This is a genomic window from Pseudomonas sp. GW821-FHT09E12, from assembly GCF_059416085.1.
Genome location: NZ_JBWKOM010000004.1, coordinates 520,237 through 532,112, shown reverse-complemented (window position 1 = coordinate 532,112; position 11,876 = coordinate 520,237). Strand labels below are relative to the sequence as shown.

The window sequence follows — 11,876 nt, the reverse complement described above, 5'->3', positions numbered from 1 at the left end:
GTGAAATTGGTAGACACGCCAGCTTCAGGTGCTGGTGGCCGCAAGGCCGTGGAAGTTCGAGTCTTCTTCTGGGCACCAATTCAGAGCTGTAGATCGCTTGAATCTTCAGGCTCCTCCAAAAACCCGCGAAAGCGGGTTTTTGCATTCTAAGTGTTTGATTTATTGAATCTAAGTCAAAACAGGGCTTTACAGATTCAAAGGCGCTCCGTATAGTTCGCCCCATCAACAGCGGCAACGCTGCTGATACTGCCCAGATGGTGAAATTGGTAGACACGCCAGCTTCAGGTGCTGGTGGCCGCAAGGCCGTGGAAGTTCGAGTCTTCTTCTGGGCACCACATTCAAGTTTCACAGCATAGCTGTGAAGCCTCACAAAAACCCGCGAAAGCGGGTTTTTGCGTTTCTAGCCCACAACAATCATTTCCCCTGCCCAAGTGCCCCTCCTCCAGGACTATCCAGCCCGCCAAGCCGCACATGAGAAACAATATCGTTTATGATTGTTACAAGTTTTTGCGGCACCACAGTGAGGAACCCTGCGAATGATGTTTAGAAACATCCCCCTTCCAACATCCCTTCTGCGTGGCTTGACCATCACTTTGCTGGGCCTGGCCCTGGCATCCCCATTCACTCAAGCAGCCGATCCGGTTTCCCTGACGCTGTACAACGGCCAGCACAAGGAAGTCGGCGACGCCATCGCCAAGGCTTTCGAGGCCAAGACCGGCATTCACGTCAATGTGCGCAAGGGCAGCAGCAACCAGCTCGCCAGCCAGATCGTGGAAGAAGGCGAGCGCTCCCCCGCCGACGTGATCTACACCGAAGAATCGCCGCCCCTGAACAAACTCGGCGAGCAAGGCCTGCTGGCCAAGACCGACGCTGCGACCCTTGAAGTCCTGCCCAAGGACTACGTCGCCGGTAACGGCACCTGGATCGGCATTACCGCCCGAGTTCGCGTGGTAGCGTTCAACCCGAAGCTGATCGACGAAAAAGACCTGCCTGCATCAGTGATGGAGTTCTCCCAGCCACAATGGCAAGGCAAGGTAGGCTTCGTCCCCACCAGCGGTGCATTTCAGGAACAGGCCGTGGCAATCATCAAGCTGCACGGGATGGACGCCGCCGAAGAATGGCTGACCGGCCTGCGCGCTTTCGGCAAGACCTACAGCAATAATATGGTGGCCTTGAAGGCCGTGGAAAACGGCGAAGTCGCCACCGTGCTGGTGAACAACTACTACTGGTTCGCCCTGCAACGGGAGAAAGGCCAGCTTGACTCGAAGCTGCACTATTTCACCGGCGGCGATGCCGGCGGATTAATCACCGTATCCAGCGCCGCGGTACTCAAGTCCAGCAAACACCCCAAAGAAGCCCAGCAATTCCTCGCTTATATGGCCAGCGAAGAAGGCCAGCGCGTAATCACCCAGACCACCGCAGAATATCCGCTGCGCAAAGGCCTGGAGTCGGATCGAGGCCTCAAGCCGTTCAGTGAACTGCAAGCGCCGAAAGTCACCCCGGCCGACCTCGGCAACGCCGAAGAAGCCCTGGAACTGGAACGCGAAGTCGGCCTGAACTGATGAGCCCATCACTGCCCGCCCCCGCCTCGCGCACGAACCACATACCGAGGCGCAAGGGGCCATCAATCTGGCTGCTGCTACCGGTCCTGTTGCTGGTCGGGCTCAGCCTGCTGCCATTGCTCTATGTCGGGCTCAAGGCCTGGCAGGCTGGCTGGGCCGAAGCCCTGCACCTGCTGTGGCGCCCCTATGTATTCGGCCTGCTGCGCAACACCCTGCTATTGCTCATTGGCGTGACCGTTACCTGCGCTATCGTCGGCCTGTCCCTGGCCTGGCTGCTGGAACGCAGCGACTTGCCGGGGCGACGCCTCTGGGGCGTGATCTTGTGCCTGCCCTTTGCCGTACCGGCCTTTGTCAGCAGCTTCACCTGGGTCTCCCTCAGCTCCAGCTTCGAAGGCCTGGGTGGGGCCATCCTGGTCATGAGCCTGTCCAAGTACCCGCTGGTATTCCTGCCTGTGGCGGCTACCCTGCGCAATCTCGACCCCTCCCTGGAGGAATCGGCCCGCACCCTCGGGCAGAATCGCTGGGGCGTTTTCTTCCGGATCACCCTGCCCCTGCTCTGGCCCTCATTGCTGGCCGGCTCGCTACTGATCGCCCTGCACATGCTGGTGGAGTTCGGTGCACTGTCGATTATCGGCCTGCAAACCTTCACCACCGCGATCTACCAACAGTTCGAACTGGAGTTCAGCAATGCCAACGCGGCGATGCTTTCCGCCGTGCTGCTAGCGCTGTGCCTGGCCCTGCTGTGGCTGGAGTTGCGGGTTCGCGGCAAAGGCCGCCATGTACGAACCGGCCAGGGCGCGGCGCGACATGCCGAGCAGGTGCGCCTCGGCAAGTGGGCAATTGGCGGACAACTGTACTGCGCGCTGCTGACCCTGATCGGCAGCGGCATTCCGCTGGGCATGCTGGCGTACTGGCTGGCCATCGGCTCATCGGCCGCTTTCCCGGTGGCCGCCATCAGCGAAGCCCTACTCTCCTCCCTGGCGCTATCGTTGGGTGGCGCGGCGCTGTGCCTGGTGCTGGCGGTACCGGTCGGACTGCTGGTGGTGCGCCACAAGGGCCGCCTGGCACTCTGGGCCGAACGCCTGCCTTACCTGCTGCACGCCCTGCCAGGCTTGGTGATCGCCCTGACGCTGGTGTTCTTTGCCCTGCACTACGTGCCAGCGCTGTATCAGACCTCAGCCCTGTTGCTGATCGCCTACGCCCTGCTGTTCCTGCCCCTAGCGCAGGCACCGATCCGCACCGCCCTGAACAAGGCGGCGCCGCAACTCGAGGAAGCCGCCCGCACCCTGGGCGCCTCCTCATTCACGGCCTTCTGCCGCGTGACCCTGCCAATCATTTTTCCGGCTTTGGGCGCCGCCTTTGCCTTGGTATTCCTCGATGCCATGAAGGAGCTGACGGCCACCCTGCTACTCAGCCCGACCGGACTGAATACACTGGCAACGGAAGTCTGGGCGCACACGGCGAATGTGGAGTTTGCCGCCGCAGCGCCTTATGCGGCGCTGTTGATCTTGGTATCGGGACTACCGGTCTATCTGCTGACGACACGGATGTATCTGAGCCGCTGAGCCCACTCCTACAGAAAGCTTTCTGTAGGAGCCCCGCCCCGAGCATTCAAGCCTCGTGAACACTCAAGCCCGGAACTGCCCCAGGCTGGCCTTCAGTTGGGCTGCCAGGCTATCCAGTACCTTGCCGCTGGCCGTGGTCTCCACCACAGCCTGAGCTGCCCGCTCGGCCTGGGCATGGATGGTCTCGACCCGGCCGCGCACCGCTTGCGCGCCCTGAGCCTGATGGGCAGCCGCCTGGGTCGCCAGGCCAATCGCCGCGTGCACCTGCTCCACCGACGACTGCACCGTTTGTTGCAACCGCGCACTGTCGCGCAACACCAGCAACCCTTCGCTGGCCTGCCTTCCAGCCTGGCCGATCGCCGCCACCGCCTCGCGCGCGCCCTGCTGCAGCGCACCGATATGCGCCTGGATATCGCCGGTAGAGCTTTGCGTCTTGCTCGCCAGCGCCCTGACCTCATCGGCTACCACCGCAAAGCCGCGCCCGGTTTCCCCGGCCCGCGCCGCTTCAATGGCCGCATTCAAGGCCAGCAGGTTGGTCTGCTCGGCAATCCCATGAATCACCGTCAACACCACCTCGATCTGTTCGCTCTGCTGCGCCAGGCGTTCGATGACCTTGGCCCCCGTGTCGACCTGCCCCGCCAGTGCCTCGATCAGACCGCCCACCTGGGCCGAGGTCCGAGTGTTTTCGTCGGTCGCCTGACGGATCTCCACCACCTGCTGCAAGGCCGCCTGCATCGCCTGGCTTTCCGCCTGGGCTTCGTCAGCCATCTGCGACAGCGCCCGCAAACTCTCCGCCACCTCGTCACGCTGGGCCTCGGCCGCGGCGTCCGCCCCAGCATTACGCAGGCTCATCGCGCCGATTTCGACGCCAGTACGCTGCGCCACATCGCCGGCCTCACGCACGATCGGCTGCAACTTGTCGACAAAACGATTGACCGCCGAGGCCATGTCGCCGATCTCATCATTGCTGTTGAGCTGGACCCGCTTGGTCAGATCACCCTCACCGGCGGCCAGATCGTTTAGCGCGGCGATCAGCAGATGCAGCTTGCTGACCACTCGCCGCCCCAGCACCACCGCCAGCAACAGCAAGACCCCGCAGCCGACCAGCGCCAGGCCCATGCCGATGCGCCAGCGCAGGGTGGCCGCCGCGTCCTGCACGGTACCCGCGGTGTTGACCTGCATGTCCGAAGCGGTGGTCTGCGCCGACTGCAGGCGCGCACGCATGGCCGCCGAACTGTCCGCCGAAGCGCCCTTGAGGCTATCGCCGACCAGCTGATCGCTGCTGGCGATCAAGGCCTCGAAACGCTTGTCCAGCGCCGCCACATCCGCCTCGACCGACGCCGTGGAAACCCCCATCAGCACCTTGCCGATCTCCACGCCGTTAGGACTGATGGAGGCTTCCAGGTAGTAGACCGATGGATCGTTCTTGGCCGCGTCCAGCACCTTGTCCAGGGCACGCTCGCCCTTGCCCTTTTCCAGCAGCGCCTTGTTGATCGGGTTTTCCCGGTTCAGATAGCGGGTCAGGTGCTCGCCATTGGCATCGTCGTACACCACGAACAGCACATTGGGATTGCGCTGGGCGCGCCGGGCGAACTCGGAGAGGGTCGGAACGTCGCTGTCCCACATGGCGCGCGGGGCCACCGAAGCGAGCAACTGGGCCATATCGTTGGCTGAATCCTTGAGATCCTTCTCCAGCGTTGCGCGCAATTGCGCCTGCTCCTCTTCCAGGCGCGAGGAGAGCCCGGCGGTCAAGCGTTGCCGGGTGTTGCTGGAAAGGCTTTCCAGGCTCGAGGTGACCTCACGAGCCGCCTGCTCCAGTTCGCCGGACAGCTTCTGGCTATCGACGCCCAGACGAGCGGCCAGATCCGCCTCCAGCGCCGTTACCGTGCTCCGGGTCAGGGCAACGGCAACCAGCACCTGCACCAAAAGGGCGATACCAAGGGTAACGAACACAGGCCGCAACAAACGGCTTTGTAACAGTGAGAGAACGGCCGACACAGGAAATCCCTCTACTTCAACGCCATCAAATTGATGGCACTCTGGAAGAGCAAATCACAGCAAGGGTCGTGCCGCTCGGCAGGCAGAAACGACAAAGGCCCCTATGAAGGGGCCTTTGTTTTTTACATCAACAGCTTATCAAGCAAACGGGTGACGCAGAACGATGGTCTCGTTGCGGTCCGGGCCTGTCGAAATAATGTCGATCGGCGCGCCGACCAGCTCTTCGATACGCTTGATGTAGGCACGGGCAGCGGCCGGCAGCTCTTCCAGGGTCTTGGCCCCCAGGGTCGACTCGCTCCAGCCTGGCATCTGCTCGTATACCGGCTCCAGGCCGATATAGCTGTCAGCGTCGGTTGGTGCGTCGATGACTGCGCCATCCTGGTTTTTGTAGCCCACGCAGATGTTGATGGTTTCCAGGCCGTCCAGTACGTCCAGCTTGGTCAGGCACAGGCCCGAGATGCTGTTGACGTCGATGGCGCGACGCAGGATGACGGCATCGAACCAGCCGCAACGGCGGGCACGGCCGGTGGTTGCACCGAACTCATGGCCACGCTTGGCCAGGAAAGCGCCCACGTCATCGAACAGTTCGGTCGGGAACGGCCCCGAACCTACACGAGTGGTGTAAGCCTTGGTGATACCGAGGATGTAATCCAGGTACATCGGGCCAACGCCCGAACCGGTGGCGATGCCGCCGGCAGTGGTGTTGGAGCTGGTGACGTACGGATAGGTACCGTGGTCGATGTCCAGCAGCGAGCCCTGGGCGCCTTCGAACATGATGTCCTTGCCCGCGCGACGCAGCTGGTGCAGTTCAGCGGTCACGTCCAGCATCATCGGCTTGAGCAGTTCGGCGTATTCCATGCACTCGTCGAGCGTCTTCTGGAAGTCGATGGCCGGCTCTTTGTAGTAATTGACCAGTACGAAGTTGTGGTAGTCCAGCAACTCGCCCAGCTTCGCGGCGAAACGCTCGCGGTGGAACAGGTCGCCGATACGCAGGCCGCGACGAGCGACCTTGTCTTCGTAAGCCGGGCCGATGCCGCGACCGGTGGTACCGATCTTCTGCTCGCCGCGGGCCTTTTCACGCGCCTGGTCCAGCGCTACGTGGTAGGACAGGATCAGCGGGCAGGATGGGCTGATACGCAGGCGCTCACGCACCGGTACGCCTTTCTCTTCCAGCTTGACGATTTCACGCAGCAAGGCGTCCGGCGCAACCACCACGCCGTTGCCGATCAGGCACTGAACGCCTTCGCGCAGCACACCCGAAGGGATCAGGTGCAAGACGGTTTTCTCGCCGTCGATCACCAGGGTGTGGCCAGCGTTGTGGCCACCTTGGTAGCGCACTACGGCGGCAGCATGTTCGGTCAGCAGATCAACGATCTTGCCTTTGCCCTCATCACCCCACTGGGTGCCCAGGACTACGACATTCTTACCCATAACACTTGTCCTCATTCGCGCAAACTTGGTGCCGGCAACGGCCGGCGGGAAAACTCAAGAAGCCAGCGGCAATACTTGCCAAAGCCCGTTCTGCTGAATCAATTGCCGGTCGCAGTCCGCTTCACGGGCGGCGGCCAATGGTTGTCCAGGCAAGGCCTGAACCACGCGCTGACCCTCACTGCGCAACTGGCAAACCTGCTGCCAGAGGGCTGTATCCGTACTGTCCGGCATCCAGATACCGCCAGACGGTAGCTCGATCTCAGCACGCCCCAGGGTCACCAGGGTTTTCAAATCGGTAGAGAAGCCGGTTGCCGGACGGGCGCGACCGAAGTCGGCGCCGATGTCGTCGTAACGACCGCCCTGGGCAATGGACTGGCCAACGCCCGGCACGAACACCGCGAATACCACACCGGTGTGGTAGTGGTAGCCACGCAACTCGCCTAGGTCGAAGTACAGCGGCAATTCAGGGAAACGCACGGAAAGACGCTCGGCAATCGCCAACAAGTCGTCCAGGGCCGCCAGCACCGGCGCCGGCGCATTGGCCAGGCGTTCGCGGGCTGCAGCCAGTACTTCACGGCCGCCGCACAGGTCGACCAGCGCCCGCAGCATGCCGGACAGGTCGGCCGGCAGGCCTTCGGTCAAGGTAATGACTTCATCGATGGCCTTGCGTTGCAGGGCATCGAACAACTGCTGTTCCACTTCGCCGGAGAGACCGGCCGCGCGGGCCAGGCCACGGTAGATACCGACATGCCCCAGATCCATGTGCACATCCGGCACATCGGCCAGTTGCAGCATCGCCAGCATCAGGCTGATGACTTCCACGTCGCTGCTCGGGCTCGCATCGCCATACAACTCGGCACCCAGCTGGATCGGGCTGCGCGAGGACGACAAGGCACGCGGCTGCGCATGCAGCACACTACCGGCGTAACACAGGCGGCTCGGACCTTCGCGACGCAGGGTATGCGCATCGATACGAGCCACCTGCGGCGTAATGTCGGCGCGGAAACCCATCTGCCGGCCCGATTGCGGGTCGATGACCTTGAAGGTACGCAGATCGAGGTCCTGGCCCGCGCCAGTCAGCAAGGATTCCAGGTACTCGATATGAGGGGTCACGACGAACTCGTAACCCCAGCTCTGGAACAGATCCAACACCTGGCGACGCGCAACTTCAATGCGCGCCGCCTCAGGTGGCAGTACTTCTTCGATGCCATCTGGCAGCAGCCAGCGGTCTACCGTTGCCATTACGCCATTCCCCTGTGATCCAGGCGGCCAGCCTATGGGCGGGCCTTGAGTGAAGCAGAAAATGATCGGCCCATGTGCAAACCACGCGCATGGGCGACGGGGCGAAAAGCCTGAAACCGGCTTCGCCACTCACTTTCCTCGAAAAAAACTGTCGAGTCGTTCAACTCGCCGTCTTGCACCAACAACCACAATCAAACGTGCAGACGCAAAAAAGCCGGGAATTTCCCGGCTGCCGCATCATACACTCGTTTTCCCAAAGGATCACCCCGCCAGACACTTTAGCCGCCGGGCGGGGCGATTCAGGTCAACGTCGCATCAAGGCTTGGCCTTTTCCAGGTAACGGAAAAAGTCGCTGCTTGGGTCCAGGACCATGACGTCGGATTTGTTCGCGAAGCTTTCACGATAGGCACGCAGGCTACGGTAGAAACCGTAGAATTCCTGGTCCTGACCGTAGGCCTTGGAGTAGATGGCTGCAGCCTGGGCGTCACCATCACCGCGAATCTCTTCCGACTCACGATAGGCTTCGGCCAGCAGTACGCGGCGCTGGCGATCGGCGTCGGCACGAATACCTTCCGCCAGCTCGTTACCCTTGGCGCGATGCTCACGCGCTTCACGCTCACGCTCGGTGCTCATACGCTCAAAGACGCTGCGGTTCACTTCCTTCGGCAAGTCGATGGTCTTGACCCGGACATCGACCACTTCGATGCCCAGTTCTTTCTCGGCCATCTTGTTGAGCGAAGCCGTAATGTCCGCCATCAGCGCATCACGCTCACCGGAAACCACTTCGTGCAGGGTGCGCTTGCCGAACTGGTCACGCAGGCCCGACTCCAGACGACGGGAAAGACGCTCGTCGGCGATCTGCTTGAGGCCGGAAGTCGCGGTATAGAAACGCTCCGCATCCTTCACGCGCCATTTGGCATAGGCATCGACCATCACGGCTTTCTTTTCCAGCGTCAGGAAACGCTGGGTCGGTGCATCCAGGGTCATCAGGCGAGCGTCGAACTTACGCACCTGGTTCACATAGGGCACTTTCACATGCAGGCCCGGCTGAACGTCAGCCTGGACCACACGACCGAACTGCAGCAACACCGCGCGCTCGGTCTGAGCGACGATGTAGAAGCAGTTCCAGGCAGCGATCGCCACGACGACGCCAACGATAAGGGCGATCAGCGATTTATTGCTCATCAGCGACTCTCCCTGGTACGCGCTTGCTGTTGCTGCAGATCAGCTGCCGCACGCGCATTCGCTTCGTTGCTGCTGGCTGCTGCGCCGGTCACCGGAGCACTGGTGCTGCGGCCACTTTCGACCATTTTGTCCAGCGGCAGGTACAGCAGATTGCTCTGGCCGTTCTTGTTGCCAGTCACGAGAACCTTGCTGGTATTGCTGAAGACTTCCTGCATGGTGTCCAGGTACAGACGCTCACGGGTCACTTCAGGTGCCTTGCGGTATTCGGCCACCAACTTGGTGAAGCGATCGGCCTCACCCTTGGCGCGGGAAACCACTTCGCCACGGTAACCGTTGGCATCCTCGATGATGCGCTGGGCCTGACCACGGGCTTCCGGCACGACGCCGTTGGCGTAGGTTTCAGCCTGGTTGCGCGAACGCTGCTCGTCTTCACGGGCGCGGATCACGTCATCGAAGGCTTCCTGCACTTCACGCGGTGCCGCTGCGCTCTGTACGTTCACCTGGGTAACGGTGATACCGGTGCGATAGGTATCGAGGAAGCGTTGCAGACGCTCCTTGATTTCGCTGGCCATCAACTCACGACCTTCGGTCAGCACCTGGTCCATCGCGGTGGAACCCACTACGTGGCGCAGCGCACTGTCGGTGGCGTGCTGCAGGCTGATTTCCGGCTGATCGACGTTCAGCACGAAGTCCTGCAGGTTGCTGATCTTGTACTGCACGGTCAGCGGCACTTCGACGATGTTCTCGTCTTCAGTCAGCATTTGACCCTGCTTGGTATAGGCACGCTCGCGCGTGACGTTTTCCATGTACTTGCGGTCGATCGGCGGGAAGTAGATGTTCAGGCCCGGGCCGACGGTTTCGTAGTACTTGCCAAAGCGCAGCACCACGGCCTGCTCCTGCTCGTCCACGACATACACCGCGCTGTACAGCCACACGGCCGCCAGCACGACCAGACCGATACCGAGCAGGCCGAGACCGCCGCCCTTGCCGGAACTGCCACCATCGTCACCACGTTTCTTGCCACCACCGAACAACCCATTCAGGCTTTCCTGCAGCTTGCGGAAGGCCTCGTCGAGATCCGGTGGCCCCTTGCGGTCGCCATTGTTGCGGCGCTTACCACCCCAAGGATCCTGATTATTCGAGTTGCCACCCGGCTCATTCCAAGCCATAGCGCTCTCCATCTGATAAAGCAAAGACGCACCCACGGCGCGCCGACCAATGCTACAGAATGCCTGCTACAGCGGCACAACCGCTTTCTCAGGCTTTTATTGCAAAGTGTGTTGCTCGATGAACTCCAGCGGCTGCATGCCTTCGCGGCTTACCAGTCGATTCAGCTCGACTCGCGGCAAGCGGACAGCCAGCAGGCTGACACCTTCCTCGTCGTGATCTTCTTTCTGCACTGCGCCCAACTCGAAGAACTGCGCTCGCAGTCGAGCAAAACGCTGCGGCAAGCGCAAGGTGCCTACAAACAAATCCTCGCCGAGCAACTCGGCAATGGCCTGCTTGAGCAGGTCCAGCCCTTGCCCTTCACGAGCCGACAACCAGACCCGCTGCGGCTTGCCGTCGGCATCACGCTGGATCTGCGGGTCTACCCCCTCGAGCAAATCGAGTTTGTTATAGACCTCCAGTATCGGCAAGTCCTGGGCCCCGATCTCGCCAAGCACCACCATGACCTGTTCGATCTGAGCCATACGCTCCGGCTCATGAGCATCGATCACATGCAACAACAGGTCGGAGTTGCTCGACTCTTCGAGCGTAGCCCGAAACGCCTCGACCAGTTTGTGTGGCAGATGACGAATGAACCCCACGGTGTCGGCCAACACGACCGGACCAAGATCGTCCAGTTCGAGCCGGCGCAAGGTCGGATCGAGGGTGGCGAACAGTTGGTTGGCCGCAAACACATCGGACTCGGTCACGGAGTTGAACAAGGTGGACTTGCCGGCGTTGGTGTAGCCCACCAACGATACCGAAGGAATGTCGGCACGCTTGCGCCCGCGACGGGCCTGCTCACGCTGGCTGCGAACTTTCTCCAGCCGGGCCTTGATCTGCCGCAGGCGAACCCGCAGAAGACGCCGGTCGGTTTCGAGCTGGGTTTCACCCGGACCACGCAGGCCGATACCGCCCTTCTGCCGCTCAAGGTGAGTCCAGCCACGAACCAGACGGGTACTCATATATTCAAGCTGGGCCAGTTCTACCTGGAGCTTGCCTTCGTGAGTGCGGGCGCGCTGGGCGAAAATATCGAGAATCAGACCCGTGCGGTCAATCACGCGACACTCGAAAGCACGTTCGAGGTTACGTTCCTGACTGGGTGTGAGGATGTGATTGAAAATCACCAGGTCGACCTGTTCGGCTTTGACCAGGTCGCGTAATTCTTCGACCTTGCCGCTGCCAACCAGGTACTTGGCGGTTGGCCGATGACGCGGCACGTTAACAAACGCGACGGTCTCGGCGCCGGCCGATATTGCCAACTCCTGAAACTCCTGCGGATCTTCGCGCGCCTCAGGGTCCTGACCATCCAAGTGAACGAGAATTGCACGTTCACCACCACCGTGGCGCTCAAAGAACAAAGGAGACTCCTATCAGGCGTTACCTGGCTCAGCGTCACCCTGTTCGGATTCGGATGCGCTAGGCAGGCGAATTGGACGAACCGGCACCACTGTCGAGATAGCGTGCTTGTAAACCATTTGGCTGACGGTGTTCTTCAGCAGGATGACGAACTGGTCGAAAGACTCGATCGTACCTTGCAGCTTGATCCCGTTGACCAGATAGATGGAAACCCCAACTTTCTCTTTACGTAAAGTATTCAAGTAAGGGTCTTGTAGCGAATGCCCTTTTGACATGTGCCGCACTCCTTTAAGGATCAATAATAAAAAATCGGAAAACAGATGGCTAA

General features: G+C 61.1%; 9 protein-coding genes and 1 tRNA gene. 3 read left to right on the top strand and 7 right to left on the bottom strand.

The features are described 5' to 3' along the window. Positions 1 to 248 precede the first annotated feature (248 nt). The 3 genes from AC07PQ_RS14305 to AC07PQ_RS14295 all read left to right on the top strand — a co-directional run bounded on the left by AC07PQ_RS14305 (position 249) and on the right by AC07PQ_RS14295 (position 3,127). Positions 249 to 335 (top strand) — tRNA-Leu (locus AC07PQ_RS14305). A 201-nt stretch (positions 336 to 536) separates the two neighbouring features. Continuing rightward, positions 537 to 1,562, top strand: coding sequence for an extracellular solute-binding protein (locus tag AC07PQ_RS14300; protein ID WP_493185744.1), 1,026 nt, complete (start codon positions 537 to 539; stop codon positions 1,560 to 1,562). Then, positions 1,562 to 3,127, top strand: a complete 1,566-nt coding sequence (locus AC07PQ_RS14295) for an ABC transporter permease (protein WP_493185743.1) — start codon at positions 1,562 to 1,564, stop codon at positions 3,125 to 3,127. The genes AC07PQ_RS14300 and AC07PQ_RS14295 overlap by 1 nt, the downstream gene beginning before the upstream one ends. Positions 3,128 to 3,190: 63 nt before the next feature. Here AC07PQ_RS14295 and AC07PQ_RS14290 read toward each other — a convergent pair whose 3' ends face one another. From AC07PQ_RS14290 to hfq, 7 genes are all read right to left on the bottom strand, one after another. Further along, positions 3,191 to 5,125 (bottom strand): methyl-accepting chemotaxis protein, encoded by a 1,935-nt coding sequence (locus tag AC07PQ_RS14290; RefSeq protein WP_493185742.1) that lies wholly within the window; start codon positions 5,123 to 5,125, stop codon positions 3,191 to 3,193. 138 nt (positions 5,126 to 5,263) lie between these two features. Continuing rightward, a complete protein-coding gene (locus tag AC07PQ_RS14285; RefSeq protein WP_009041907.1) occupies positions 5,264 to 6,556 on the bottom strand; it encodes an adenylosuccinate synthase in 1,293 nt (430 codons plus the stop codon). Positions 6,557 to 6,610: 54 nt separating this feature from the next. Beyond that, a complete protein-coding gene (locus AC07PQ_RS14280) occupies positions 6,611 to 7,798 on the bottom strand; it encodes an ATP phosphoribosyltransferase regulatory subunit (protein ID WP_007921364.1) in 1,188 nt (395 codons plus the stop codon). A gap of 315 nt (positions 7,799 to 8,113) precedes the next feature. Next, the gene (hflC, locus tag AC07PQ_RS14275; RefSeq protein WP_007921367.1) at positions 8,114 to 8,983 is read right to left on the bottom strand and encodes a protease modulator HflC; all 870 of its coding nucleotides are present in this window, start codon (positions 8,981 to 8,983) and stop codon (positions 8,114 to 8,116) included. After that, positions 8,983 to 10,152 (bottom strand): FtsH protease activity modulator HflK, encoded by a 1,170-nt coding sequence (gene hflK / locus AC07PQ_RS14270; protein WP_007921369.1) that lies wholly within the window; start codon positions 10,150 to 10,152, stop codon positions 8,983 to 8,985. The genes hflC and hflK overlap by 1 nt, the downstream gene beginning before the upstream one ends. 96 nt (positions 10,153 to 10,248) lie before the next feature. Continuing rightward, positions 10,249 to 11,550 carry a ribosome rescue GTPase HflX gene (gene hflX / locus AC07PQ_RS14265; protein WP_007921372.1) on the bottom strand — a complete coding sequence of 434 codons (1,302 nt, stop codon included), beginning with the start codon at positions 11,548 to 11,550 and terminating at the stop codon, positions 10,249 to 10,251. Positions 11,551 to 11,562: 12 nt separating this feature from the next. After that, complete coding sequence (gene hfq / locus AC07PQ_RS14260; protein WP_007921378.1) at positions 11,563 to 11,823, bottom strand: RNA chaperone Hfq; 261 nt, start codon at positions 11,821 to 11,823, stop codon at positions 11,563 to 11,565. Positions 11,824 to 11,876 lie beyond the last annotated feature (53 nt).